Origin of the sequence: Micromonospora sp. NPDC051196 (assembly GCF_040682415.1) — a bacterium.
Classification (GTDB): domain Bacteria; phylum Actinomycetota; class Actinomycetes; order Mycobacteriales; family Micromonosporaceae; genus Micromonospora.
The window spans coordinates 1,148,055-1,174,526 of sequence record NZ_JBFBAY010000001.1; the positions used below are offsets into that span (position 1 = coordinate 1,148,055).

23 protein-coding genes and 1 pseudogene are annotated in these 26,472 nt (G+C 71.2%); 13 read left to right on the forward strand and 11 right to left on the reverse strand.

The genetic code is table 11. From position 1 onward, the window contains the following. Positions 1 to 153: 153 nt before the first annotated feature. A complete protein-coding gene (locus AB0M35_RS05290) occupies positions 154 to 2,421 on the reverse strand; it encodes a hypothetical protein (RefSeq protein ID WP_363741618.1) in 2,268 nt (755 codons plus the stop codon). 102 nt (positions 2,422 to 2,523) lie between these two features. Continuing rightward, on the reverse strand, positions 2,524 to 3,270 hold the full coding sequence (locus AB0M35_RS05295) for a pyrimidine reductase family protein (RefSeq protein ID WP_363741621.1): 747 nt from the start codon (positions 3,268 to 3,270) through the stop codon (positions 2,524 to 2,526). A 150-nt stretch (positions 3,271 to 3,420) separates the two neighbouring features. On the opposite strand from AB0M35_RS05295, the gene AB0M35_RS05300 reads away from it, so the two are divergent. The 6 genes from AB0M35_RS05300 to AB0M35_RS05325 all read left to right on the forward strand — a co-directional run bounded on the left by AB0M35_RS05300 (position 3,421) and on the right by AB0M35_RS05325 (position 10,039). Next, entirely contained in the window at positions 3,421 to 3,984 is a 564-nt protein-coding gene (locus AB0M35_RS05300) for a plasmid pRiA4b ORF-3 family protein (RefSeq protein WP_363741624.1), read from the forward strand. A 273-nt stretch (positions 3,985 to 4,257) separates the two neighbouring features. After that, a complete protein-coding gene (locus AB0M35_RS05305; protein ID WP_363741627.1) occupies positions 4,258 to 5,547 on the forward strand; it encodes an extracellular solute-binding protein in 1,290 nt (429 codons plus the stop codon). 114 nt (positions 5,548 to 5,661) lie between these two features. After that, the gene (locus AB0M35_RS05310; RefSeq protein ID WP_363741629.1) at positions 5,662 to 6,630 is read left to right on the forward strand and encodes a sugar ABC transporter permease; all 969 of its coding nucleotides are present in this window, start codon (positions 5,662 to 5,664) and stop codon (positions 6,628 to 6,630) included. A gap of 67 nt (positions 6,631 to 6,697) precedes the next feature. Next, positions 6,698 to 7,480 (forward strand): carbohydrate ABC transporter permease, encoded by a 783-nt coding sequence (locus AB0M35_RS05315; RefSeq protein ID WP_363741971.1) that lies wholly within the window; start codon positions 6,698 to 6,700, stop codon positions 7,478 to 7,480. Continuing rightward, positions 7,477 to 8,910, forward strand: a complete 1,434-nt coding sequence (locus tag AB0M35_RS05320; protein ID WP_363741631.1) for a GH1 family beta-glucosidase — start codon at positions 7,477 to 7,479, stop codon at positions 8,908 to 8,910. The genes AB0M35_RS05315 and AB0M35_RS05320 overlap by 4 nt, the downstream gene beginning before the upstream one ends. 82 nt (positions 8,911 to 8,992) lie before the next feature. Next, on the forward strand, positions 8,993 to 10,039 hold the full coding sequence (locus AB0M35_RS05325; RefSeq protein WP_363741634.1) for a LacI family DNA-binding transcriptional regulator: 1,047 nt from the start codon (positions 8,993 to 8,995) through the stop codon (positions 10,037 to 10,039). Between the two features lie 124 nt (positions 10,040 to 10,163). Here the strand turns inward: AB0M35_RS05325 and AB0M35_RS05330 are convergent, their stop codons facing one another. Next, positions 10,164 to 11,381: an acyl-CoA dehydrogenase family protein gene (locus tag AB0M35_RS05330; protein WP_363741637.1), complete on the reverse strand. Its 1,218-nt coding sequence runs from the start codon at positions 11,379 to 11,381 to the stop codon at positions 10,164 to 10,166. Further along, positions 11,381 to 12,469: a phosphotransferase family protein gene (locus AB0M35_RS05335; RefSeq protein WP_363741640.1), complete on the reverse strand. Its 1,089-nt coding sequence runs from the start codon at positions 12,467 to 12,469 to the stop codon at positions 11,381 to 11,383. The genes AB0M35_RS05330 and AB0M35_RS05335 overlap by 1 nt, the downstream gene beginning before the upstream one ends. Before the next feature lie 147 nt (positions 12,470 to 12,616). On the opposite strand from AB0M35_RS05335, the gene AB0M35_RS05340 reads away from it, so the two are divergent. The 4 genes and pseudogenes from AB0M35_RS05340 to AB0M35_RS05355 all read left to right on the forward strand — a co-directional run. Continuing rightward, a complete protein-coding gene (locus AB0M35_RS05340; protein ID WP_363741643.1) occupies positions 12,617 to 13,318 on the forward strand; it encodes an amino acid-binding protein in 702 nt (233 codons plus the stop codon). Between the two features lie 112 nt (positions 13,319 to 13,430). Further along, positions 13,431 to 14,492: a GNAT family N-acetyltransferase gene (locus AB0M35_RS05345; RefSeq protein ID WP_363741646.1), complete on the forward strand. Its 1,062-nt coding sequence runs from the start codon at positions 13,431 to 13,433 to the stop codon at positions 14,490 to 14,492. Between the two features lie 510 nt (positions 14,493 to 15,002). After that, positions 15,003 to 17,924 (forward strand): glycoside hydrolase family 9 protein, encoded by a 2,922-nt coding sequence (locus AB0M35_RS05350; RefSeq protein ID WP_363741648.1) that lies wholly within the window; start codon positions 15,003 to 15,005, stop codon positions 17,922 to 17,924. Positions 17,925 to 17,987: 63 nt separating this feature from the next. Further along, a pseudogene (locus AB0M35_RS05355) lies at positions 17,988 to 18,242 on the forward strand (hypothetical protein); the annotation flags it as partial. Between the two features lie 184 nt (positions 18,243 to 18,426). On the opposite strand, the gene AB0M35_RS05360 reads toward AB0M35_RS05355, so the two are convergent. From AB0M35_RS05360 to bioB, 3 genes are read right to left on the reverse strand one after another with little or no spacing between them, the layout of a single operon-like run. After that, on the reverse strand, positions 18,427 to 18,933 hold the full coding sequence (locus AB0M35_RS05360; protein ID WP_363741974.1) for a GNAT family protein: 507 nt from the start codon (positions 18,931 to 18,933) through the stop codon (positions 18,427 to 18,429). A gap of 5 nt (positions 18,934 to 18,938) precedes the next feature. Next, entirely contained in the window at positions 18,939 to 19,133 is a 195-nt protein-coding gene (locus AB0M35_RS05365; RefSeq protein ID WP_363741651.1) for a hypothetical protein, read from the reverse strand. A 5-nt stretch (positions 19,134 to 19,138) separates the two neighbouring features. Next, positions 19,139 to 20,134, reverse strand: coding sequence for a biotin synthase BioB (gene bioB / locus AB0M35_RS05370; RefSeq protein WP_363741654.1), 996 nt, complete (start codon positions 20,132 to 20,134; stop codon positions 19,139 to 19,141). A 159-nt stretch (positions 20,135 to 20,293) separates the two neighbouring features. Here bioB and AB0M35_RS05375 point away from each other — a divergent pair, with 159 nt between their 5' ends. Continuing rightward, positions 20,294 to 21,430, forward strand: a complete 1,137-nt coding sequence (locus tag AB0M35_RS05375; RefSeq protein ID WP_363741977.1) for an 8-amino-7-oxononanoate synthase — start codon at positions 20,294 to 20,296, stop codon at positions 21,428 to 21,430. Then, the gene (gene bioD / locus AB0M35_RS05380) at positions 21,418 to 22,155 is read left to right on the forward strand and encodes a dethiobiotin synthase (protein WP_363741657.1); all 738 of its coding nucleotides are present in this window, start codon (positions 21,418 to 21,420) and stop codon (positions 22,153 to 22,155) included. The genes AB0M35_RS05375 and bioD overlap by 13 nt, the downstream gene beginning before the upstream one ends. Positions 22,156 to 22,167: 12 nt before the next feature. On the opposite strand, the gene AB0M35_RS05385 is transcribed toward bioD, so the two are convergent. Next, a complete protein-coding gene (locus AB0M35_RS05385) occupies positions 22,168 to 23,340 on the reverse strand; it encodes a cytochrome P450 (protein ID WP_363741980.1) in 1,173 nt (390 codons plus the stop codon). Between the two features lie 13 nt (positions 23,341 to 23,353). Next, on the reverse strand, positions 23,354 to 24,022 hold the full coding sequence (locus tag AB0M35_RS05390) for a 50S ribosomal protein L11 methyltransferase (RefSeq protein WP_363741983.1): 669 nt from the start codon (positions 24,020 to 24,022) through the stop codon (positions 23,354 to 23,356). A gap of 176 nt (positions 24,023 to 24,198) precedes the next feature. On the opposite strand from AB0M35_RS05390, the gene AB0M35_RS05395 reads away from it, so the two are divergent. Beyond that, complete coding sequence (locus AB0M35_RS05395; protein WP_363741660.1) at positions 24,199 to 25,122, forward strand: hypothetical protein; 924 nt, start codon at positions 24,199 to 24,201, stop codon at positions 25,120 to 25,122. Positions 25,123 to 25,149: 27 nt separating this feature from the next. On the opposite strand, the gene AB0M35_RS05400 is transcribed toward AB0M35_RS05395, so the two are convergent. Further along, positions 25,150 to 25,725, reverse strand: a complete 576-nt coding sequence (locus AB0M35_RS05400) for a TIGR03086 family metal-binding protein (protein ID WP_363741663.1) — start codon at positions 25,723 to 25,725, stop codon at positions 25,150 to 25,152. Between the two features lie 60 nt (positions 25,726 to 25,785). Continuing rightward, positions 25,786 to 26,388, reverse strand: coding sequence for a TetR/AcrR family transcriptional regulator (locus AB0M35_RS05405; protein ID WP_363741666.1), 603 nt, complete (start codon positions 26,386 to 26,388; stop codon positions 25,786 to 25,788). Positions 26,389 to 26,472: the final 84 nt, after the last annotated feature.

The following is a 26,472-nucleotide window of genomic DNA, read 5'->3' on the forward strand; positions in this document are numbered from 1 at the left end:
ACACGCCCTGCATCCTGCCGGAGGAGTACGACACGCCGCCACGCGACGCGGCGGAGGCCACGCCGTGACTCCGGTGACGACCGCGCAGCGCGACCGCACCCCCACTGCCTGTCGCGGCAGCACCCCGACCGCCCGTGCCGAGTGGTCTGCGTCCTACCGGTCCCGGCTCAGGCGGAACAGGTCGGGATCGAGCCGCCCGGCCAACTCCCGCACGGCCGCCTCGTAGTGCGGGTCGGTGTGGTAGGGCCAGTGCTGGTCGATCCGGGGTGGCACGGTGTCGTCCGGTGGCACGGTGATCTCGACCGGATCCCGGAGCCGGCGGTCGACGGTGCCGGCCGGCGGTGGAACCCGGGGCGGTTGTCCGGGCCAGTGTGCGGAGAAGATGGGACCGCCGATCGGGTCGGTGTCGCGCCACAGGTTGATCCATCGCCAGCCGACCCGGTCGCCGACCTCGTGCAGCACGTCGCCACCGAGGAAGGCCGGGCAGAGCCGGGAGTAGAGCCGGTGCAACGGGCTGCCGTGGGTCAGCAGCGCCACCCTGGGTAACACCTCCGGCGGCAACTGGAGCAGGGTGGCGGCGGCGACCACCGAGCCGTGGGAGTGCCCGGAGAGCACCACGCCGCCTCGGTCGGCCAGTGCGGTGACCCGCTTGGCGAGTTCCGGAACGGCCCGCTCGGCGTAGCAGGGTGGCGCGAACGGGTGCACCGTACGCGGCCAGAAGGTGCCCAGGTCCCAGATCACCGCGACCGAGCGGCGGGTGCCCTCCGAGCGGTAGGAGACCAGCCCGAGCACGACGATCCCGATCGCGACCAGTCCGATGACGTAGATCCCGACGTCGGTGGCGAGCGCCAGGTTGGTGGTCGCCTTACCGTCGGTCCTGGCCAGGTACCGCGACAGTTCCGACGGCCCGATGCCGATCAGGTCCAGCGCGACCAGCGCTACGCCGAGCAGTGACAGCACCAGGAACACGATGAAGATCGGCCCCAGTTGTTCGGTGAACGCGGCCCGGGCGACGACCTCCCGGACGGTGCTGCGCTGGGCCAGCGCCTGCGGCGGCGGGTCGGGAAAGTCCCGTTCGACGATCCGCTCGGCCAGCTGGCGCCGTCGCCGCCTCGTCAGCACGATCCGCCACAGCGTCGCGACGGCGACGACCAGGACCGCCACAAGCCCCGCCAGTGCCGCCCAGCGGTAGGAGACCGGCGGTTCCAGCGGGGGAGCATTGGGTCGTTCCGGCCGTGCCGGGTTCGGAATGTCGCCGCGGTCGAGTAGGTCCGCCACCCGGTACACCAGCGCGGCGGCGAATCCGTAGGCGGCGGCGACCGCCGCGGTGGCGAGCACCGGGGCGGCCAGTCCACCCAGCCACGCCGAGGAGCGCTCATGACTGCGGCGCTGCTGGTGCAGAGTGGTGACGGTCAGCGCGATCAGCAGGCCGGCCTGGGCCGCGATCAACGCGGCCACCGCGCCCTCGTACCCAGGCAGTTGCCCGTGCGGTGGCTCTGGCTCCAACGGCACCACGGTGTAGGCGAGCGCCAGCAGGGTGATCACCGTCGTCACCTTGCGCAGTGGCCGGATGCCCCGCATGTCGACCGGTCCCCGCCCCGGCGCCTCCCCAGCGACGCGGGCGGGCCGGCAGAGCAGGACGGCGGTGACTGCCAGCAGGCACCACGTCGCGACGAAGAGCACGTACACGACCGGGGTGGGATGCAGGTGGATCTGCGCGCCGAGCAGGATCGTGTCGAGGGTGCCGAGCCCGACCGCGACGTGCAGGGTCAGCAACCGCCGCACCACGATCATGTCGTTCCAGAAGCCGGGGCGGTCGATGCGGTCTTCCCCGACGTCGTGGGTGTCCTGCCCGGGCGCGGCCGGGAACGCCTCGAACACCCGGGAGGATCGCTCACCGAGCCACCAGAGCAGCCGCAGCGCGGCGATCGGCAGCAGCGCGAGGATCGCCAGGCGCGGCCCGAGGGGTAGGCCACCCAGCCAGGACAGGTAGCCGCGGCCCGCCCGGCAGGGCTGGTAGGGGGCGCACTGCCAGCCGATCAGGTCGATGCTGACCCCGACGACGGACAGCACGAACGCCGAGGTCAGGGTCGCGGCGAGCAGCCGGCACAGCGGGCCGATCAACCCGCCGGCCCCGCCGGTGGCCGGCCGGGCCCAGACGGCGAGGTTGACCAGCATGAACGGCAGCAGAAACAGCAGGGAGAGGGTACGCACGGTGGCCCCGGCGGTCAGCGCGCCCCAGCGGTACGCCTCGACCTTCAGCCCGCCCGGCCGGTCGCTGATCCCGAATCCGGGCCGGGGCCGGTAGAAACCGGCGTTGTCGTCGCCGGCGACCTGGATCACCACCGGGTGGTCCAGCAGCGTCTCGGCGGAGGTTCCCGAGACTCCGTGTACCCGTAGTTCGACCACCTCGCGCGTCAACGTTCAGCCTTCCGGCAGCTCCCGATCTCGGTTCACGGTATTGAGCTGGCCTGGGCCGTGTTGGCCGTTCGGCCATTTTCCGCGGGGCGCGCGGCGCAGCGGTCAGTGGCGGGCGTGGCGCAGCAGCAGGGTGCCGTCACCGGCGAGGAGCACGTGCCGCAGCGGCAGGTGCCGTTGCGGGCTCGCCGCACCGGCGGTGATCCGGCCGGCTCCGGCCCCGGCAAGCAGCGGAGCCACCGACAGGCACATCTCGTCGACCAGGTCGGCGGCGGTGAGCGCGCCGAACAACTGTGGGCCGCCCTCGCAGAGCACCTGGTCGAGGCCGCGTCGTCGCAGTTCGGCGAGCCCGACGGCCAGGTCGACCCGGCCGGCGCCGCAGTGCACCAGGTCGGCCACGGCGGCCAGTTCGGGCGCGGCCGGTGCGTCGTCGCAGGTGAGCACCACCGGGCGTACCGGTGCGTCGGCGAAGGCCGCCTGGGTCGGGTCGAGGTCGAGGCTGCCGGAGACCACCACCAGCGTCGGATACTCGGCCAGTCCGTGCGTACGCCGCCAGGCGCGGCGTCGTTCGTCGAGCCGGATCGCCCGGTAACCCTCGTGGCGCAACGTGCCGGCGGCCACCAGCAGCGCGTCACAGAGCATTCGCAGCAGTCCGAAGACCCGCTTGTCGGGCTCGCCGGACAACCCGGCGGAGTAGCCGTCGAGGCTCACCGCGCCGTCGACACTGGTCACGAAGTTCATCCGCAGCCGCGGCGCGTCGGCCCGGCGGTAACGCGCAACGAGCGCGTCGTCGTCCAGTGGCGTGGGTGACGGATCCGGCCAGAGGGCGGAAATCGGGGTTTCGGCGGTCATTCGCTGGCCGGACCGGTGACGACAGGGGTGGGTCGAGGGGTACGGTGCTGGCAGTCGCACCAGTTCCGGCCCGGACAGTCGTCGTGCCGCCGTGTCCGGCACGCTCGGCAGATCATGCTCGCAGCCTATGCCGAGGGAGGATGGGACAGCATGCCGCGTCAGATCTTCCAGCTGAGGATCTCCCTGTCGGGGGTCCGTCCCACGATCTGGCGCCGGGTGCTCGTGCCCGGTGGCTACACGTTGGATCGGCTGCATCGGGTGGTGCAGCACGCGATGGGCTGGCGTGACTGCCATCTGCACTCGTTCGAGATCGACGGCGTGCAGTACGGCGAGCCGGACCCTGACGGCGACCTGGCACTGGACGACGACCTGAGCCTGCACGACGAGTTGGACGTGCGGCTGGACGCGGTGGCGGGCAAGGGCAGCCGGTTGTCCTACACGTACGACTTCGGCGACTGGTGGGAGCACGACCTGCTGGTGGAGGACGTGGTCACCGCCGACGCCGACGAGCGTTATCCGACCTGTCTGGACGGTGAGCGGGCCGGACCGCCGGAAGGCGTCGGCGGTCCGCAGGGCTATCTGCTGCTGCTCGCCGCGCTCGCCGATCCGGGGCATCCGGAGCATCCGGCGATGCGTGAGTGGGTCGGCGAGGGCTTCGATCCGGCGCCCTTCGACGCCGGCCGGGTGACCACGCTGTTGCGGCGCTTCTGCTGATCATCGCCGTTTCCCGGACTGGTCCGCCCCGCTTCGGGGGATGCCTTCGGCGGGGTTCCAAACCGCCTTGCGGTAACGATCTGGGAACGCTCCCAACGGACTATTGACACTCCTGATACCTCCCGGCAATCTCATGGGAGCGTTCCCAAGAGGCGTGGATCACAACTCAGCGCGCCCAGGGCGCCGACGTCCGGCTGACCAGCGGGGCGGCCGGCAGACGCTGCGGCACCCCCCACCACATAAACCAGCCTCACCATCGAAAGAGGGGTCAGGATGAACCTCACCACTCGGCGTACCCGCCTGGCGGCGGCCACCTTGGCGGCGGTAACCGCCGTCGGTGGCCTCGCGGCCTGCGGTAACGACGACGACGACGCGCCAGCAGAGGGCGGCAAGCCCGCCAAGCTGGTCGTCGACACCTTCGGCGAGATGGGTTACGACGAGCTCGTCAAGCAGTACGAGCAGCAGACCGGCATCAAGATCGAGCTGCGCAAGACCGCCCAGCTGCGGGACTACCGGCCCAAGCTGGTCCGTTACCTGGCCACCGGCAAGGGCGCGGCCGACGTGACCGCGCTGGAGGAGGGCATCCTCAACGAGTTCAAGGCCAACTCGCGCAACTGGGTCGACCTCACCTCGCTGATCGACGACCACTCCAAGGAGTACCTGCCCTGGAAGTGGGAGCTGGGCAAGGCGGCGGACGGGCGGCTGATCGGCCTGCCCACCGACGTCGGCAGCCTCGCGGTCTGCTACCGCAAGGACCTGTTCGAGGCGGCCGGCCTGCCCACCGAGCGGGACCAGGTCTCGGCCCTCTGGCCGGACTGGAACGGCTTCCACCAGGCTGGCCAGAAGTACAAGCAGGCCACCGGCAAGGGCTTCATCGACTCGATCACCGCCGTCTCCAACGGCGTGCTGTTCCAGCAGGGCAGTGACCTGTTCTACGACAAGGAGAACAACGTCATCGCCAAGGACAGCCCTGCGGTGAAGGCTGCCTGGGACACCGCGACCTCGATGGTGGACATCTCCGCCAAGGCGGAGACCTGGTCGCCGGCGTGGAACGCCGGCTTCAAGCAGGGCACCTTCGCGGCGACCTTCTGCCCGTCCTGGATGCTCGGCATCGTCGAGGAGAACTCCGGCGAGGGCAACAAGGGCAAGTGGGACGTGGCGGCCGTGCCGGGTGGCGGCGGTAACTGGGGCGGCTCCTGGCTGGCCGTGCCGGAGCAGAGCCAGCACCAGAAGGAGGCGGCCAAGCTCGCCGAGTTCCTGACCAACGCCAGCGGCCAGGTTGCGGCCTTCAAGGCTGCGGGCCCGCTGCCCACCAACCTCGAGGCGCTGAAGAACGAGGAGTTCCTCAACTACACCAACGAGTACTTCAGCGGCGCGCCGACGGGCAAGATCTTCGGCGAGAGCGTGTCCAAGATCGAGCCGGTCCACCTGGGCCCGAAGCACCAGGCGGTCAAGGAGAACGCGTTCGAGCCGGCCATGCGGGCCTTCGAGAACGGGCGGGCCAGCAAGGATCAGGCCTGGGCGCAGTTCGTCAAGGACGCTGAGACTCAGGGCGCCTTCTGAGTGTGATTCCCATCCGGTGGCGTTCGGGGGGACTTCCCGAACGCCACCGGTCGGTCACCCCCTGCGCGTTGCACCGCGTGCGGGCCCCGGGGCGTCGCCCGGAAAGGAAACCCCATGAGTCTGTCGGCCACGACGGCCCCGCCGTCGTCAGCACCACCGCCCCCCAACGCCGAGCAGCGGCGCCGGCGTGGTCATCTGCTCAACCGCCTGGATCTCAAGTACTCCCCGTACCTCTACATCGCACCGTTCTTCCTGCTCTTCGGCATCTTCGGGTTGTACCCGATGATGCGTACCGCCTGGATGTCCCTGCACGACTGGGACATGATCGGCGACAACTCGTTCATCGGGTTGGACAACTACACCCGGTTGGTCTCCGACGAGTACTTCTGGAACGCGCTCGTCAACACGTTCGGCATCTTCGCGCTGTCGACCATCCCGCAGTTGCTGCTGGCGCTCTTCCTGGCCAACCTGCTCAACCGCACCCTGCTGCGGGCCAAGACCTTCTTCCGGATGGCCATCTTCATTCCGAACGTGGTCTCGGTGGCCGCGGTCGCCATCGTCTTCGGCATGCTCTACCAGCGCGACTTCGGTCTGTTCAACTGGCTGCTCAGCTTCTTCGGTGTCGAGGCCATCGACTGGAACGGTGAGAAGTGGAGCTCCTGGACGGCGCTCGCCACCATGGTCAACTGGCGGTGGACCGGCTACAACACCCTGATCCTGCTCGCCGGCATGCAGGCCATCCCGAAGGACCTCTACGAGGCGGCCGCGATCGACGGCGCCGGTCAGTGGCGACAGTTCTGGCAGATCACCCTACCGATGCTCAAGCCCACCTTCATCTTCGTGGTGATCCTCTCCACGATCGGTGGCATGCAGCTGTTCACCGAGCCGCTGCTCTTCGCCAACGGCAACATCATCGGTGGTGACCAGCGGCAGTTCCAGACCCTGGCCATGTACATGTACGAGATGGGCATCGTCAACCTGAACACCGCCGGCTACGGAGCCGCGGTCGCCTGGGCGATCTTCATGATCATCGTGCTGGTGTCGCTGATCAACTTCGTACTCGTCCGCCGTACGGCGAAGTGAGGAGAGACCAGTGAAATCGGCTTCCCGCCTGTGGCGTACCAGCCCGCTGACCTACCTGGCGCTCGTCATGGCGGCCCTGCTCTCGATCTACCCGTTCTACTACATGATCGTGATCGGCACCCGCAGCCTGGACGCGATCAACGACGTGCCGCCACCGTTCACGCCGGCGGGCTCCTTCGGCGACAACTTCGGCCGGGTGCTCGACAACGACGCGGCCAACTTCGTCACCGGTCTGATCAACTCGATCATCGTCTCCTCGGTGGTCACCGTGTCGGTGGTGCTCACCGGCTCGCTGGCTGGCTTCGCCTTCGCGAAGCTGCGATTCCGGGGCCGCAACATCCTGCTGCTGTCGATCATCGTCACCATGATGATCCCGACCCAGATGGGCATCATCCCGCTCTGGGGCATGATGCAGTCGTTCGGGTGGTACGACAGCCTGCTCGCGGTCACCGTGCCGTTCCTGGTCAGCGCCTTCGGCGTGTTCATGATGCGGCAGTACGCCAGCCAGGCGATCTCGGACGAGCTGATCGAGGCCGGCCGGGTCGACGGGGCGAGCACCTTCCGGATCTACTGGAACATCGTGCTGCCGGCGCTGCGTCCGGCCGCGGCCGTGCTCGGCCTGTTGACCTTCATGGAAACCTGGAACTCGTTCCTCTGGCCGTACGCGATCCTCAGCCCGGAGAACCCGACCCTCCAGGTCTCGCTCTCCTTCCTCTCGTACGCCTACTACACGGACTACTCCCAGGTCTTCGCCGCCACGGCGGTCGGCACCCTGCCACTGGTCCTGGTCTTCATCGTGTTCGGCCGCCAGATCATCGGCGGGATCATGGAAGGTGCAGTCAAGTCGTGAGCAACCCCGCCACCCCGCCCGCAGTCGGCGTCCTCGACGAGCGTGCGCCGCTGACCTTCCCGCCCGGCTTCCTCTGGGGAGCGGCGACCGCCGCCTACCAGATCGAGGGAGCCGCGGCCGAGGGTGGGCGTACCCCGTCGATCTGGGACACCTTCAGCCACACCGAGGGGCGCACGGTCGCCGGGCACACCGGCGACGTCGCCTGCGACCACTACCACCGGCTCGGCGACGACGTACGGCTGATGGCCGAGCTGGGGCTCAAGTCGTACCGGTTCTCGGTCTCCTGGCCCCGGGTGCAGCCCGGCGGATCCGGTCCGGTCAACGCCGAGGGGCTCGACTTCTACCAGCGGCTGGTCGACAACCTGCTGGCCAACGGGATCGAGCCCTGGCTCACCCTCTACCACTGGGACCTGCCCCAGGAGTTGGAGGACGCCGGGGGCTGGCCGGCCCGCGACACCGCCGCCCGGTTCGCCGAGTACGCGCAGTTGATGGCGAATGCACTGGGCGACCGGGTGAAGTACTGGACCACGCTCAACGAGCCCTGGTGCTCGGCCTTCCTCGGCTACGGCTCCGGGGTGCACGCCCCGGGCCGTACCGACGGGGCGGCGGCGGTCCAGGCCGGGCACCACCTGATGCTCGGGCACGGGCTCGCCGTGCAGGCGCTGCGCGCCACGCTGCCCGAGGCGCAGCTCGGCGTCACCGTGAACCTCTACCCGGTCACCCCGGCCAGCGACGCGCCCGGCGACGTCGACGCCGCGCGACGCATCGACGGGTTGGCCAACCGGTTCTTCCTCGACCCGATGCTGCGTGGCCAGTACCCCGACGACCTGGTCGCCGACCTGGCGAAGGTGACCGACTTCGGGCACGTCCGCGACGGGGACCTGGCCATCATCTCCGCTCCGATGGACCTGGTCGGGGTGAACTACTACAGCCGGCACGTGGTGGCCGCGCCGCTGCCCGGCGAGGAGCCCGAGCGTTACTGGCGGGCGCCGACCAACTGGCCGGGCAGCGAGGACGTCCGGTTCGTCACCCGGGGCGTGCCGGTTACCGACATGGACTGGGAGATCGACGCACCGGGCCTGGTGGAGACGCTGCGCCGGGTGTACGAGGAATACACCGATCTGCCGCTCTACGTGACCGAGAACGGTTCCGCGTTCGTCGACGCGGTGATCGACGGTCAGGTCGACGATGTCGAGCGACTGGCGTACTTCGACGCCCACCTGCGCGCCGCGCACGAGGCGATCAGCGCCGGTGTCCCCCTGCAGGGATACTTCGCATGGTCACTGTTGGATAATTTTGAGTGGGCCTGGGGCTACACCAAGCGGTTCGGCATGATCTACGTCGACTACGACAGCCAGACTCGCATCCCCAAGTCCAGCGCCAGGTGGTACGCAGAGGTGATCCGACGCAACGGTCTGGCCGCACAATAAGGCGACGGCCAGCCAGTAACAGGCGGCCCGGCACCGACGCTCAACCAGGTGCCGGTGCCGCCTGACGTCGGAGGAGCAGACGATGACAACGCAGCGCACCCGATCGCTCGGGCGCCCGACCCTGGACGCGGTCGCGGCCCGTGCGGGGGTTGGCCGTGGGACGGTGTCCCGCGTGGTCAACGGCTCTCCCCAGGTGAGCCCGGAGGCCCGTGCCGCCGTGCAACAGGCCATCGCCGAACTGGGGTACGTGCCGAACCGGGCCGCCCGGGCGCTGGTCACCCAGCGGACCGACTCGGTGGCCCTGGTGGTCAGCGAGTCCGGTGAGCGGATCTTCGCCGAGCCGTTCTTCGCCGGCATCGTGCGGGGGATCAGTTCGGCACTGCTGGAGACGCCGCTGCAACTCTGGCTGGCCATGGCGCAGTCCCCCCTTGAGCGGGAGCGGGTCGAGCACCACCTGACCAATCAGCACGTCGATGGCGTACTCCTGCTGTCGCTGCACGACGACGACCCGCTGCCGACTCTGCTGGAGGAGCGCGGCCTACCGACGGTGCTCGGCGGTCGGCCCGCCCGGATGCTGCACCCCGAGGCCCAGCCCGCCTCGTTCGTGGACGTGGACAACGTCGGCGGGGCGCGACAGGCCGTGGAGTATCTCGCCGGTCGTGGCCGGCGGCGCATCGCCACCATCGCCGGCCCCCAGGACATGGGCGCCGGCCTGGCCCGCCTGTCCGGCTACCGGGACGCGGTGCGCGCCGCGGGATTCGGCATCAACCCCGACCTGATCGCGTACGGCGACTTCAGCGAGGAGAGCGGCGCGACCGCCATGCGGCAACTGTTGGACCGCTGCCCCGACCTGGACGCGGTGTTCGTCGCGGCCGACCTGATGGCGTTCGGCGCGATGCGCACCCTGCGCGACGCCGGCCGCCGGGTACCGCAGGACGTGGCTGTGATCGGCTTCGACGACGCGCCCATCGCCCGGCAGGCCGTTCCCCCGTTGACCTCGGTCTTCCAGCCGGTGGAGGAGATGGGGCGGCAGATGGCCCGGCTGCTGGTCGCCCGGATCCGTGGTGACGAGATCCCCGCCCCGCACGTCGTGTTGGAAACCCAACTGGTGGAGCGCGCCTCCACCTGAGCGGCGCCCGGCCCTCCGGCAGCGTCGACCAGTGATCAACTCCGTTACGCCGTAATGGCGGTTTCCCACCGCCGTGCACCCCGCCGTTTCGGCGATACGGTGCGCCCACCTGGCTCGATCGCTCTCAGCCTGACGTCCAGCGGCGTAGCTCGCGTCGGGCGAGGCTGGCCCGGTGCACCTCGTCGGGGCCGTCGGCGAGGCGGAGCGTGCGGGCCTGGGCCCAGAGCGCGGCCAGCGGGGTGTCCTGGCTGACCCCGGCGGCACCGTGTGCCTGGATGGCCTTGTCGATCACCCACTCGGCCATGGCCGGGGTGGCGATCTTGATTGCCTGGATCTCGGTGTGCGCGCCCTTGTTGCCGACCGTGTCCATCAGCCAGGCGGTCTTGAGCACCAGCAGTCGGGCCTGTTCGATGCGGACCCGGGACTCGGCGATCCATTCGCGTACCACGCCCTGCTCGGCGAGCGGTCGGCCGAACGCGATCCGCTCGGTGGCCCGTCGGCAGAGCAGTTCCAGTGCCCGTTCGGCCATCCCGACCAGCCGCATGCAGTGGTGGATCCGGCCCGGGCCGAGTCGGGCCTGCGCGATGGCGAAGCCGGCACCCTCGGCGCCGATCAGGTTCTCCACCGGCACCCGTACGCCGGTGAAGTCGATCTCGGCGTGCCCGCCGTGCGGGCCGTCGCGGTAGCCGTACACCGTCATGCCCCGGCGGACCGTGACGCCCGGGGTGTCCCGGGGCACCAGGATCATGCTCTGCCGCCGGTGCCGGTCGGCGCTGGGATCGGTCTTGCCCATCACGATGAACAGCTGGCAGGCCGGGTCCATCGCCCCCGACGACCACCACTTGCGGCCGTCGATCACGTAGTGGTCGCCGTCGCGGCGGATCGAGGTGGCGATGTTCGTGGCGTCGGAGGAGGCCACCTCCGGCTCGGTCATGCAGAAGGCGGACCGGATCTGCCCGGCCAGCAGCGGCGTCAGCCAGCGTTCGCGCTGGGCGGGGGAACCGAACTCGGCCAGCAACTCCATGTTGCCGGTGTCCGGTGCCGCGCAGTTGAGCGCCTCCGGAGCGAGATGTGGGCTGCGGCCGGTCAGCTCGGCCAGCGGGGCGTACTGGAGGTTGGTCAGCCCGGCACCGTAGCGCGGGTCGGGCAGGAAGAGGTTCCACAGGCCGCGCCGACGGGCCTCGGCCTTAAGCTCGGTCAGCACCGGCGGACGGGCCCACGGGTCACCGGCGGCGGCCACCTGCGCGGCGTGCACCGCCTCGGCCGGGTAGACGTGCTGGTCCAGGAAGTCCGTCAGCTCCGCGCGCAGCTGGTCGGTGCGCGCGTCGTACCCGAAGTCCATCATCTCTCCCTTGCCGCGTTCAGCCCGTGGGTGACCAGCGGCGCCACCATGTCGCCGATGGTGTCGAAGCCATCGCCGAGGGTCTGCCCGAGGGTGTGCCGGTAGTGGATGCCCTCGCAGATCACGGCGAGTTTGAAGCAACCGAGCGCGACGTGCCAGTGCAGCGGGCCGACGTCGATGCCGCTGCCCTCGGCGTACCGGTCGATCAGCTCCGCGCCGGTCGGGAAGCCGGCCCGTGGGCCGAGGCCGTCGGCGACCGGGTTGCCGTCGGCGACGTCGCTGCCGCCGAGCACCTCCCAGTACGTCAACAGCAGCCCGAGGTCCGCCAGGGGGTCGCCGATAGTGGCCATCTCCCAGTCCAGCACCGCCGACACGGTGATCGGATCGACGGTCGCGAGCAGGTTGTCCAGCCGGTAGTCGCCGTGCACGATGCGGCCGGCGTACCGGCCCTCGGGTGCGGTGGCGGCGAGGTGGTCGCGCAGTTCGTCGATGCCGGGCAGTGCTCGGCTGCGGGAACGGTCCAACTGCCCGGCCCAGCGACGTACCTGCCGGGCGAGGTAGCCCTCGGGGCGGCCGAAGTCGGCCAGACCGACCGTCTCGGGCTCGACCGTGTGCAGCGCCGCGAGGGTGTCCATCATCGCCATGGCCAGCCCGTGTCGCTGGTCGGCGGTGAGCCGGTCCGTCTGCCGCCGGCTGCGCAACACCTCGCCGGGCACCCGCTGCATGAGGTAGAAGGGCGCCCCGAGCACGTCCGGGTCCGAACACAGCAGCACCGCCTGCGGCACCGGTACGTCGGTCGGGGCGAGTGCCGAGATCACCCGGAACTCCCGGGCCATGTCGTGCGCGGTGGCCAGTACGTGCCCGAGCGGCGGACGGCGCAGCACCAACTCCTGTCCGCCGGCCCGGAGCAGGTAGGTCAGGTTGGACCGGCCACCGGTGATCAGCTGAGCCCGCAGCGGCGCGGTGGCCAGTTCGGGCCGATGTTCGGCCAGGTAGCGGCTGAGCCGGCCGAGATCCAGGCCGGCGGGGGAGTCGTCGACGTCCCGGTGCCGTTCCGGCGTGGGTTGGTGAGCGGCCGGATCGGTCATGCCGACAGTCCAGGGCAGCTCGGACGGCTTGTCAAGGTCACGTTTGACCCTCGGGACATGCCGCCGCAACAGGGGCGAAATGGCCAGCTGTCAGGCTGGAGCAGCCTGCCGGCGGGTGTGCCGGCCCGCCGAGCGGAGGGGTTTGAGATGTTGCTGCGCGTACGGGTCACCCTGCCGGACCGTCCGGGCACGCTCGGCCAGGTGGCCCGCACCCTGGGAGTGTCGGGAGCGGACATCGTCCAGGTGGTCGTGCTGGAGCGTCTCGGCGGGCGGGCGGTCGACGACTTCACCGTGGTGTGGCCCGGCGCCGCCCGGGTGGAACGGCTGCTGGCCGGTCTGGCGGCGATCCCCGGCGTACGGGTGGACGGGGTGTGGCGGGCGATCGGCGCGCCCACCACCACCGGCCAGGACGCCGAACTGCTGGCGCAGGTCGCCGCCAACCCGGTCGACGGGCTGGCCACCCTGGTCGACGCGGTACCCGGACTGCTCGCCGCCGACTGGGCGGTCGCGGCGGTCGTTCCCGTCGACTGGGCCAGCCGGACCGACGGCGGCGGGGCCACGGTCGGACACGCCAGCTGGCGCACCCCGGTGCCGCCGCGACTGCCGGAGGTGACCCCGCTGCGGGCCCGGTCGATGACCATGCGCGACGGTGGGCACTACGCGATCGCGCCCTTCGGCCGGGCGGGGCTGGTCATGGTCGTGTGCCGGGAGCACAGCGAGGCGCTGACCCCGGCCATGTTCCACTCCACCGAGGTGGACCGGTTGGCGCAGCTGGTCCGGGCCAGCGCGGTGATCCTCGGTGATCGGCTGGACCTGGTCGACGCCCCGCCGGTCACCGCCAAGCAGTGACGGCCGGTGGCCCAGCTGTGACGTAGACCGCAGGGCTGGTCGCGGCTCGACACGGCGGGGCAATCGGCCCGCAACAGCCGGGCGTGAGGCTGGTGCGGGAAGGGAGGCGACGATGACCCTGTGGCGGATCCGAGCCACCGTGGACGACCGGCCGGGCTACATGTCGGTGCTCACGGCGAGCCTCGCGTTGCGCGGAGTCAACATCCTCACCGTGCAGGTGCACACCACCGAACGCGGTGCCGTCGACGATTTCCTCGTCGACGCACCGGACACCCTCGACGAGGCGGACCTCATCGCCGCCGTGGAGCGGGGCCGGGGGCGGGACTGCTGGGTGGCGCGTAGTGAGGCGCGTGGCCTGGTCGACCAGCCGACCCGGGTGCTCGGCCTGGCGACCCGGCTGGTTCGTGACCCGGACGCGACCGGGGAGGTGCTTCGGGCCCTGCTCGGTGCGGACGAGGTGACCTGGCGACCCGCGCCCGAGGGGGCCCGGTCCGGGATCGACGGGGCGACGATGTTGCTGGCCGACCCCAACGGGGGGTCGTATCGCCTGCGCCGGGCCGCGCCGAGCTTCACTCCGGCGGAGTACGCGCGGGCGCAGGCGCTGTTGGAGTTGGGAGCCACCGCGGCTGGCCGCTGCGCTGAGCAGATCACCGTGGTCCTGCCCGACGGGGCCGAACTGACCGTACGCCCGGCGGTCGCCGAGGACCTGCCTGCGGTGGTCGAGTTGCACGAGGCCTGTTCGGCCCGCACCCGCCAGCGGCGCTACCTGGGCGGGGCGACGTCACCGGCACCGGCGCGGCTGCGGCGGCTGCTGGAGCCGACCCGTGGGCTGACCCTCGTCGCGGTCACCACCGGCTCGGACCCGGCGGCGGAGTCGGTCGTGGCGATGGCGAACCTGCTCGCCGAGGGCGACGAGGCGGAGTTCGCGTTGCTGGTGCGCGACGACTGGCAGCGGCGAGGGCTGGGTTCGACGCTGCTGCGGCGGTTGACCCGGCAGGCCGAGTCGAGCGGGTACGCGGCCATGGTGCTGCACGTCCAGGCCGACAACACGCCGATGCTGCGTACGCTGCGCCGGCTGCGCCGACCGACCACGGTCGAGCGGGACGGAGGGCTGTTGACCCTGACCGTGCCCCTGGCCACCGAGGTGCCGACTCCGGTGGAGAGCACGGGCTGACCGGGGATCAGACGACCGACCTCCGGTGCGGAGGACGGTGAGAAGGGCAGGACTTCCGGTGCGGAGGCCCTGCCCTTCGCCCTTGGTACGCGACCTTGGTACGTCAAGAAAACGGCCGCCGGAGGGACACCGGCGGCCGTTTTCCTGGTGGTTGGTATGCAGCGAGCTTCCCGACCTGGTCGGGGGATGGCACAAGCTTGCCTGCTGACCGCTCGTGTTGATCTCGGGTGAACGGTCCGACCTGGGCAGACGGGAGGATCTGCTGTCGGGACGGCGGAGACGAATCGGGGGTGCGCGGCGGCGTGTCGACGTAACGCGCGAGGCTCCTGCGACGCTGCGCATCGCTTTGCGATGGCCTTCCCAAACCGGTCGGTGCCAGATTACATTGCTAACTATCCATGGGAGCGCTCCCGGTCCTGCTGGAGCCACCTTGCCACCCCGCCGGCAGCCGTCCACCTCCGACGCGGCACGCGTCGGCGCTGCCCGCCCCGCACCGACAGGAGCAGCCGCATGCATCACATCAGACGGCCGCGTCGCGCTCGCGGCGACGAGTCCGGCCGCGAGCCTTGGTCCCGTCGCCTCCGAACGGCCGGTACGGCCCTCGCCACCGGGCTCGCGCTCGTGCTCGGCGTACCGGGGGCCGCTGTCGCCGCCCCGACCTCCGGCGACGCCTCGACCAGCGCCGCCGCGCCCGCCTTCAACTACGCCGAGGCGCTGCAGAAATCCCTGCTGTTCTACGAGGCGCAGCAGTCCGGAGAGCTACCGGACTGGAACCGGGTCTCGTGGCGTGGCGACTCGGCCCTGCGCGACGGCGCCGACGTCGGGCTGGACCTTACCGGCGGCTGGTACGACGCCGGTGACCACGTCAAGTTCGGCTTCCCGATGGCGTTCAGCGCCACCATGCTCGCCTGGGGTGCGGTCGAGTACCGGGCCGGGTACGCCGCCTCCGGTCAGCTCACCCACCTGCTGAACAACCTGCGGTTCGTCAACGACTACTTCGTCAAGGCGCATCCGGCGCCGAACGTGCTCTACGGGCAGGTGGGCAAGGGCGACGACGACCACAAGTGGTGGGGCCCGGCCGAGGTGATGCCGATGGCGCGGCCCGCGTACAAGATCGATGCGAGCTGTGGCGGCGCGGACCTGGCGGCGGAGACGGCGGCGGCGATGGCCGCGTCGTCGATGGTGTTCCGGCCCACCGACGCCGCGTACGCCGACAAGCTGCTCACCCACGCGCGGCAGCTCTACACCTTCGCCGACACGGTGCGCAAGAGCTACCACGAGTGCATCACCGATGCGACCAGCTTCTACCGCTCGTGGAGCGGCTACCAGGACGAACTGGTCTGGGGTGCGATCTGGCTGTACCGGGCCACCGGCGACGCCGCGTACCTGACCAAGGCGGAGAGCGAGTACGACCGCCTCGGCACCGAGCCGCAGACCACCACCCGCTCCTACAAGTGGACGGTGGCCTGGGACAACAAGCAGTTCGGGGCGTACGTGCTGCTGGCCAACCTGACCGGCAAGCAGAAGTACATCGACGACGCCAACCGGTGGTTGGACTTCTGGACCGTCGGCGTCAACGGCGAGCGGGTCCGGTACTCGCCCGGCGGGATGGCGGTGCTCGACTCCTGGGGGGCGTTGCGCTACGCGGCCAACACGGCGTTCGCCGCGCTGGTCTACAGCGACAAGACCACCGACGCGACCCGCAAGGCGCGCTACAAGGACTTCGCCGTCCGGCAGATCAACTACGCGCTTGGCGACAACCCGCGCAACTCCAGCTACCAGATCGGGTTCGGCGCCAACTCACCGCGCAACCCGCACCACCGCACCGCGCACGGCTCCTGGTGGGACAGCATGACCGTACCCACCGAGACCCGGCACACCCTCTACGGCGCCCTGGTCGGCGGGCCGTCCTCGCCGAACGACGCGTACACCGACAACCGGTCGGACTACGTGATGAACGAGGTGGCCACCGACTACAACGCCGGTTTCACCTCCGCGCTGGCCCGGCTGACCCAGGAGTACGGCGGCACCCCGCTGGCCAACTTCCCGGTCGCCGAGCAGCCGGACATCGACGAGTTGACCGTGGAGACCACGGTCATGCAGAACGAGCCGCGGGCCACCGGGATCAAGGCCATCGTCTACAACAAGTCGGCTTTCCCGGCGCGGGCGCTGACCGACGCCAAGTTCCGCTACTACTTCCGGGTCAGCGGCCTGGGCCTGTCGCCGGTGGTGGTCACCCCCGGCTACACCCAGGGCTGCCCGGCGCCCACCTCCGCCCGCAACGTGGGCGGCGATCTCTATTACGTCGAGGTCGACTGCACCGGGCACACCATCGCGCCGGCCGGTCAGTCGCAGCACCGGATGGAGGTGCAGTTCAAGATCGGCGTCCCCGAGGGTGTCGCGTGGGACCCGAGCGACGACCCGTCGTACCAGGCCACCGCCGGGCCCAACCGCAAGGTGCCGCTGTACGTTGGCGGCCAGCGGGTGTGGGGCGAGGAGCCCGCCACCAGTACGGACACCACACCGCCGACCGTTCCCGGTACGCCGGTGGCAACCTCGGTCGCCTCCCGTTCGGTGAATCTGACCTGGGCGCCGTCGACGGACAGCGGCAGCGGTGTCGACGTCTACATCGTCAACACCCACGTGGTCGGCAGCGACACCTACAGCTGGTACCCCTCCAGCACGAACTCGCTGGTGCTCAGCGTGTCGCCGGGACGCACCTACGAGATCACCGTGCAGGCTCGGGACAAGGCCGGCAACACCTCGTCCCACTCGCCGATGCTGACCGTGACCGTGCCGGCCGTCGACGACGGGGACAACCAGCCACCCACCGCGCCCGGCTCGTTGACGGCTTCGGCGATCACCTCGACCGGGGCGACCCTGACCTGGACGCCGTCGACCGACAACGTGGGGGTGACCGGCTACCGGATCTACCGGGGACCGGCCCTCGGTGACGTCCTGGTCGCCACGGTCACCGGCACCACGTACCAGGTGACCGGTCTACAACCTGACGTGTCGTACTACTTCTACGTGGTCGCGATCGACGCGGCCGGCAACGCCTCGCCACCCTCGGACCGGGTGACCGTGACGACGTCGGCGCCGCTGCCCACCTCGCCCTGCCGGATCACCTACGGCACCAACGACTGGGGCACCGGCTTCACCGCGAGCATCACCATCGCCAACACCGGCACCACCACGATCAACGGCTGGACGTTGGCGTTCACCTTCCCGCACAGCGGCCAGCGGGTCGGCCAGAGCTGGTCGGCCAACTTCCAACAGACCGGCACGTCGGTGACCGCCACCAACATGTCCTACAACGGCACCATCGCGCCCGGTGCCTCGACCAGCATCGGCTTCAACGGCACCCATACCGGCAGCAACCCGAGGCCGACCAGCTTCACCCTCAACGGCAACACCTGCACCATCGCCTGACGTACGCAGCGTGAGGGGGCGGCTCGCCGACCGGCGAGCCGCCCCGCCCTCGTCCGGGTCGTCGCTGGCCGCCGAGCCGCCTACGTCACCGACGGCCGGCTGCGCGACAGCGTTCACTTCGCGGCCGGCATCGCGGTGTGCCAGACGGCCGGCTGTGTGGTCACCGGCATCGACGGGCAGCCGCTCCATACCGGCATCGGCGGTCTTGTCGTAGCTGCTGACGATCCGACGCACGCAGCCCTGCTCACTTGTGTCGGGAACCAAAGGGGCAAGATCACGCTCGATCTGAGATCGAGTGGCCTCCGATCGTCACGGTAACCACTCGATCCGACATCGAGTGCGATCTTGAGGCTGGGCGCAGCCTGCCTTGTCCGGTTACCGTGATCCGCCCCCACCCCTGAGGCCCGGTACGGGCGTGTTGGTGGTCGGGAGGTGGGTGTGGACGCGGAAGAGTCGTTCCGGGCGTACGTCGCCGGGCTGCTCGACCGCCGCCCAGACGACGTCAGTCGGCCAGTTCGTCGGCGAGCAGGTCCATCAGCAGGCCGTCGTGCCAGCGGCCGTCGGCGCCGCGCTCGTAGCGGCGCAGCACCCCGACCGGGCGGAAACCGACCTTGGCGTACGCCCGGATCGCGGGGGTGTTCGCCGCGGCCGGGTCGATGGTGAACCGGTGATGGCCGTGGGCGTCGACCAGGTGCCGGACCAGGGTGCGGATGGCGTCGCCGCCGAGCCCGGCACCGCGTACCGACGGGTCCAGGAAGATGTCCAGGCTGGCGTGCCGGTAGTCGGGATCCTCCTCGGCGTACCACTGGATGGCCCCGACCACCCGGCCGTTGTGCTCGACGGCGTACACCGTCAGGTCCTCGTCGGCGAGATCGGCGGCGACGGCGGCGGCCAGGTCGTCGTCGCCGCGCCACCAACGGCGCACCTCCGGCTCGGCGCGGATCGCCGCGAGGGCGGGCACGTCCGCAGCCGTCACCGGTCGCAGCACCACCGAACGTCCCCGCAGCAGCATGCTCAGCCTCGCAATTCGCCGTGCTCGACGCAGACCGCCGACCAGCCGACCGGCAGCACCTGCACCTTCATCCGACGCCGACAGCGCGCACAGTAGCGGGGTGGCTCCAGCGCGCGGGCCGCCGCGCAGCCGTCGTGCGGCCCGGTCGCGGCGGCCTGCCCGCACCGGTCACACCACGCTTCGACCATTTCGCCCATCGGCGTCACAGCGTCGCCGACAGCGCCTTGACCGGCATCTTCAGGTCGTCGAGCAGCTTCAGGTCGTCGGTGGCGGGCCGACCGAGGGTGGTCAGGTAGTTGCCGACGATCACCGCGTTGATGCCGCCGAGCAGACCGTCACGGGTACCCAGGTCACCCAGGGTGATCTCCCGGCCGCCCGCGTACCGCAGGATGGTGCGCGGCATGGCCAGCCGGAACGCGGCGATGGCCCGCAGCGCGTCCTTGCCCTCGACCACCGGACGGTCGCCCAGCGGCGTGCCGGGGCGGGGGTTGAGGAAGTTCAACGGCACCTCGTGCGGGTCCAGTTCGGCGAGTTGGGCGGCGAACTCGGCCCGCTGCTCCACCGTCTCACCGAGGCCGAGGATGCCGCCGCAGCAGACTTCCATGCCGGATTCGCGGACCATCCGCAGGGTTTCCCAGCGCTCCTCCCACGAGTGCGTGGTGACCACGTTCGGGAAGTAGGAGCGGCAGGTCTCCAGGTTGTGGTTGTAGCGGTGCACACCCATCTCGACCAGTTCGTCGACCTGCTCCTTCGTGAGCATGCCCAGCGAGGCGGCGACCTGGATGTCGACCTCGGCCTTGATCGCTGCCACGCCCTCGCGCATCTGCTTCATCAGCCGGGCGTCCGGGCCGCGCACGGCGGCCACGATGCAGAACTCGGTCGCCCCGGTGGCGGCGGTCTGCTTGGCCGCCTTGACCAGCGACGGAATGTCCAGCCAGACCGACCGTACCGGGGAGGTGAACAGGCCGGACTGGGAGCAGAAGTGGCAGTCCTCCGGGCAGCCGCCGGTCTTCAGCGAGACGATGCCCTCGACCTCCACCTCCGGGCCGCACCAGCGCATCCGCACCTCGTGGGCGAGTTGCAGCGTGGCGGTCAGGTGCTCGTCGGGCAGGTTCAGCACGGCGAGGACGCCGGCCTGGTCGAGGCCGACGCCGTCCTCCAGCACCTGGGTGCGGGCCTGGTCGAGGATCTCTGGCATGGCACGTACCCTACAAGGCCGCCAGACGGGCGGAAACGGGCGCGGCGAGCAAGCCCGGACGGTGGGTCACCGCTTGCCGGCGAGCCGTACGGCGCCACGCCGGGGCCGTCTGTGCGGGTGGTAATTTCGCCCGGCGGTAACGCGGGAGGGGGCGTGACGGTGGCGGACTGGCTGGCGGCGCTGAACCGTCGCGCCGAGCTGCGGGCGAAGGCGGGACTGACCCGCCGGCTGTACCCGCGTACCGCTGCCGACGTCGTGGTCGACCTGGCCGGCAACGACTACCTGGGGCTGTCCGGGCACCCCGAGGTGATCGCCGCCGCGACACAGGCGCTGTCCCGGTACGGGCTGGGGGCGACCGGTTCACGACTGGTCCGTGGCTCCACCGACGCGCACCACGCGCTGGAGGACACCCTCGCCGGTTGGCTCGGCACCGACCGGGCCCTGGTCTTCTCCTCCGGATATCTGGCCAACGTCGGTGCCGTCCGGGCGCTGGTGCGTCCCCGTACGCTGCTGGTCTCCGACGCGCACAACCACGCCAGTCTGATCGACGGGTGCCGCATCTCCGGGGCGGAAACGGTGGTCACCCCGCACGCCGATGTCGCCGCGGTCGCGGCGGCCCTGGCGGCGGCGCCCGGCCGACCGGCGGTGGTGGTCACCGAGTCGATCTTCTCGGTCGACGGTGACCTGGCCCCGCTGGTCCGGCTGCACCGGGTCGCCCGTGAACACGGGGCGTTGCTGCTGATCGACGACGCGCACGGGCTCGGCGTGACCGGACCGGCCGGTGCCGGCGCGGTGGCCGCCGCCGGGCTGGCCGGTGCACCTGACGTGGTGGTCACCGCCACCCTGTCCAAGGCGCTCGGCGGGGCTGGCGGCGTGGTGGCGGGTCCGGCCGAGTTCGTCCGGCATCTGGTGGAGACCGCCCGGACCTTCATCTACGACACTGCGCTGCCGCCGGCCGTGGCCGCCGGGGTACACGCCGCCGTCGAACTGGCCCGCACCGGCGACGACCTGCGCGCCGTGCTGGCCGAGCGGGCCACCCTGACGGTGCGGCGGCTACGCGCCGCCGGACTGGACGTCTCCACCCCCGACGCCGCCGTCGTCTCGGTCACCGCGCCCGGCCCGGAGGCGGCGACCGCCTGGGCCGCTGCCTGCCGGGACCGGGGTGTCGCGGTCGGCTGTTTCCGTCCGCCCTCCACCCCGGACAGCCGTTCCCGGCTGCGGCTGACGATCGGCGCGGGGGTGCCGCAGGCGGACTTCGAGCATGCCCTGGAGGTCATCGTGGAATGTGCGCCATGACGGATCAGTGGCGGGGAGCGGTGCTGGTCACCGGGACCGACACCGAGGTCGGCAAAACCGTGGTGACCGCGGCCATCACGGCCGCCGCGCAGGCGGCCGGGCTGCGGGTCGCGGTGGTCAAACCCGGCCAGACCGGTACGGCCACCGGCGAGACCGGTGACGTCGAGGCGATCACCCGACTGGCCGCCCCGATGACCGGCCGCACCCTGGCCAGCTATCCCGACCCGCTCGCCCCGCTGGCCGCCGCCCGAGTAGCCGAGTTGCCGCCCCTGGAGCTGTACAACGCGGTCGACGCGATTCGCGACGAGGCCGACAAACACGACCTGGTGCTGGTCGAGGGGGCCGGTGGGCTGCTCGTACCGATGGGATTGCGGCCCTCGGGCGAGCCGTGGACGGTGGCCGACCTGGCGGTGTCGCTGGGCGCTCCGGCGGTGGTGGTGGCCCGCGCCGGGCTCGGCACCCTCAACCACACCGCACTCACCCTGGAGGCCCTGGACCGGCGGGCGGTGCCGGCCGGGGTGGTGGTCGGCGCCTGGCCGGCCGATCCGGAACTGGTGCACTGGGCCAACCTCAGCGACCTGCTGCCGAACCTGCTCGGTGCCCTGCCGACCGGTGCCGGCGCGATGGACCCGGGCGTGTTCCGCCGGTCCGCACCGGGCTGGCTGACCCCGGCGCTGTACGGGGTGCTCGACGACTGGCGGGCCTGGGCCGACGAGATCAGCTGAGCGCGTCGGCGCTCAGCGGGCGACGAGCAGGGTGTCCGGCATCCGGAAGGTGAGGTTGTCCGGGTACCAGGGCGCGCGGAGCACGCGGACCTCGGCCAGCAGCGGCGCGGTCTCCGCCACCACCGTGGCGGCCTCCATCCGGGCGAGTTGGTCGCCCACGCAGCGGTGTGCGCCTGCCCCGAAGGCCAGGTGCCGGCGTGACCCGCGTTGCCCCGGCCGGAACTCGTCGGGCAGTTCCACCACCGCCGGGTCCCGCCCGGCGCGGGCCAGCCACAACACGATGCTGGTGCCCGCCGCCACCGCCGTACCGCCCAGCGTGGTGTCCAGGGCGGCCACCCGCCGCCAGGTGACGATCGGCGGCTCCAGCCGCAGCCCCTCCTCGACCACGTCGGCGACCGCGACCGAGCCGTCCCGCAGCCCGGCGAGCACGGCCGGCTCGCCGGTGAGCCGGTGCATCAGCAGGGTGAGGAACTGTGAGGTGGTCTCCTGGCCGGCGACCAGCAGGAAGAACAGCGCGCCGACCACCACGTCGGGCGGGTGCCCGGCGGCGCGCAGGGACGCGGCCAGGCCGCCGCCGGTGGCCGCGAACTCCCGCAGCACCCGGTGGAAGTGGCCCACCTCGGTGGCGAGCCGCTGCTGCCGGTCGACGTCCAACGGAGCCCAGAACAGTTCCAGGGCCGCGCGGGCGAAGTTCTTCACCGCCGTGACCGGGGCGCCGGGCAGTTCGACCAGCCGGGCCAGGACCAGCAGCGGCAGGTCGGCGGCGAGCCCGGCGTGCAGGTCGACGGGCGCGCCCGCGTCCAGGTCGGCGGTCAGCTTCGCCACCCGCCGGCGGACCAGCGCGGTCAGCCAGTCCTGCTGATCGGCCACCCGCTTCGGGTGCAGAGCGTCGGCGACCAGGGCCCGGATGCCCGGGTGGCTGACGCCGCCGTTGTTGGCCAGCGTCGGCGGCAGCCGGAACCGGTGCGCGGCGAGGATCCGCAGCGCGGACACCGGCATCGGGGTCACCGCGTCCAGGGCGTTGTCGGGCCGGTACGTCCTCGGGTCGGTCAGCACCTGCCGGACCAGCGCGTGCCGGGTCACCAGCAGATGCTCGACTCCCAGATGGTCGGCGACGCGGGCCACACCGCTGTCGGCCCGGGCCTCGTCGTGCGCTGCCGGGGCCTGCTCCCAGCTGCGGAACAGCACGGGCGCCACGCTAGTTGGTCGCCTCCGGCCGTCCCGCGCGGAGCTGCCACACGGTGGTGCGCTTCACCCGTACGCTCTCCAACGCCTCGCTGACCGGCACGTCGTAACTGGCGAGTTCGTCGAAGCGGTCCCGGGGCAGGAAGGCCCGTCCGGGGTCACCGACCAGCACCTGCGCCCCGCCGCGCGCGGCGCGCAGCAGGAAACGCAGCACCCGGTTGGCCATGGCCGCGCTGTAGAAAACGTCGCCGGCGAAGATCATCTCGGCGTCCCCGGCGTCGCCGTTGAGGATGTCGCCGAGTTCGGCGTCGACGCGTACCCCGTTGGCCTCGGCGTTGAGCGTGATCGCCGCGACGGCCAGCGGGTCGACCTCCACGGCGCGTACGGCGGTGGCGCCGGCCCGGGCGGCGGCGATGGCCACCAGACCGGAGCCGGACGCCAGGTCGAGCACCCGGCGGCCGGCGGACAGCTGCGGATGGTCGGTGACGTACCGGGCGAGGCCCTGTCCGCCGGCCCAGGCGAAGGCCCAGAACGGCGGCGGCTGGTCGCTGCGGAACTCGCCCTCGGTCAACTCCCACAACCCGATCGGCTCGTCGGCCTGATGCAGCCGCACCTCGGGTACGAAGGCGACGGGCGCGAGCCGGGCGTGCAGCCGGACGAAGGCGGTGGAGAGCGCGGGCATCCGGTGATTGTCCATCGGCGCATTCCACGGCGTGTCGCGGGTCGCCGGTGAGCGGTTCAATACCGTACGTGAAAAGGGGCATCTTGCTTCACACCCCGTGCGAACACACCCGTCTACCGGCTGGTCTCCGGCGCTCCTAGCGTTGCCGATGGAGACGACCAACGGGAGGACGGATCGTGAAGAGGCTGTGGCGCGGCACGCTACGGATCGGGGTGGTGCTGGCCTGTCTCACCGGGGTGGACGTCGCCATGGCCGCCCCTGCGCACGCGGCGTTCGCCACCGAACTCAGCGGTCTGCCGGAGCAGTTCACGGCGGGCGGACGGGCGGCGACGGTTTCCGCCGTGGTGTCCCGCGACGACCCGGGCGGCTGCCTGAAGGTCCGCTGGTCGATGGTGCTCGCGGTGCAGGGGCTGCGACTGGATCAGGTGCGGGTGGACCGGATCGAGGAGACCGGCTCGTTCCCGGTGGAGGTCCGTGTCGACGGTGATGTGGCCCGGTTGACCGACCGTCAGTTGGATCCGGGCACCCTCTGTCGGGGGCGGACGGTGACCGCCCAGTACCGGATCGGGTTCACCGGGGACGTCGAGCAGGGCAGGGTGAGCCTGGCCGCCGAGGCGTACGACCGGAACCTGCGGCTGTTGTCGCGCCAGACGGCGACGCGCGAGGTGGTCGGCCGGGGCGCGGTGACACCACCCACCACCGCGGCGCCGACACCGAGTTCGGTGCCGACGGTGGACCCGACCGATGAGCCCACCGAGGTGCCGACGGTGGATCCGGCCGACGAGGAGCCCGATGCCGTCGAAGACGACGCGATCGCCGGCGGGGCGGCGGATCCGCCGGCCGCCGGTGCGGCCGGCAACCGGGTCTCGCAGTCCGGTAGCGGGATCGGCCTGACCGAGGCCGCCTTCCTGCTCGGTGGACTGCTGCTCTTCCTCGGCGTCGGTCTGCTCATGCGGCTGCGGCAGTTGACCCGCGATCCGGAGGTGGCCGACGGTGCGGCCGTCACGGTCGCCCCGGCAGGGGGCGGCGAATGGGAACGGTCGCCCGGCGAGTGGGAGCGGCAGCCCGACCGGCGGCGGTGGCGGACCGTGCCCCGCTGAATGGGGCAGTCCGTCGGCGTTCGGCGGTCACGGCGCCCAGTCGGGGTCCCGGCCGAAGGCGGCGATGAGCCGGTCCTGTTGGTCGGCGGAGGCGGGGACACCCACTTCGGCGCGGACCAGGCCGTTGCGCCGGTAGTCGTCGGCCTCGCCGGAGAACCAGCGGGCGCACTCGGCGACCGCGTCGGCGTCCAGTAACGGATCGGCGCCGATCGCCACGGCGAGATCCCAGCCGTGTACGAGGTGTTCGGCGATCAGTTGGCGCAGGTACTCCTCGGCCGAGGTGTCGCCGGCCGACAGGTGCACGGTGGCATCCCGCGCCCCGGGGCGGGTGGCGGCCAGTTCGGCCTGTGCTGCCGCGTCGCGGGCGGCCTCGACCGGGTCCGCGCCGAGTTGGTCACCGTCGTACCGGTCGCCGACCTCGGCGATGGTCCGGCCGGCGAGCAGGGCGGCACTCCAACGGTCCTCACCGACCACGTGATTGACCAGCGTACGGACGTCCCAGTCGGCGCACGGGGTGGGCGCCGACCACTGCCCGGGGTCGACCAGTCGCACCCGTTCGGTGAACTCGGCCATGCTGCGCCGATACGTCTCCAGCAGGTCCATGGCGTCATTGTGGCGGCCAGGAGCGCAGGCGGTGACCGGTTCCCGGGAGGGGGTCGGGGCTCAGTCCAGTTGTGCCGGATCGAGCCCGAGTTCCCGGGCGGTCACCAGGCGTACCCATTCGGCGAACTGCCGGCGGGAGATCACCCGGTCGTGCACCGCGAACTGCACCGCCAGGCCGTCCATCACCGCGCTGATCCGCCAGGCCGCCCCGGCCGGATCCGCGCACTCGAAGACGCCCTCGCGCACCCCGTCGGAGATCACCGCGGCGAGGTCCTGCCGCCAACGCAGGTCCAGGCGGCGGGAGACCTTTTCCAGTTCGGGGGTACGCAGTGACTCCGACCAGCCGTCGATCCACATCGACCAGGAGGTGGGCCGCCCGGCCGGGGTGTAGAGCCGAAGGATGCGCCGCAGCTTGGTCAGCGGTGGGGCACTGGACCGGGTGACCGTGTCCAGCCGGGCCAGATCCTGCTCGACGGCGTAGGCGAACGCCTGGGCGAGCAGGCGTTCCTTGGTGGCGAAGTGGTAGAAGACCAGTGCCTGGCTCACCCCGGCGGCCTGCGCCACGTCCGCCGTGCGGGTGTTCGCCAGACCGCGCTGCGCAATCACGTCACACGCGGTGCGTAGCAGGGCATCCAGGCGGATTTCGGCCGCACGTCTCGTCACGTCCGTCACCGTAGCCCATCGAAGCGGATACGGCCTGTCACCGAACCCTGGTTGATCTGTCTTATGACAGTCGGACTCCGGACA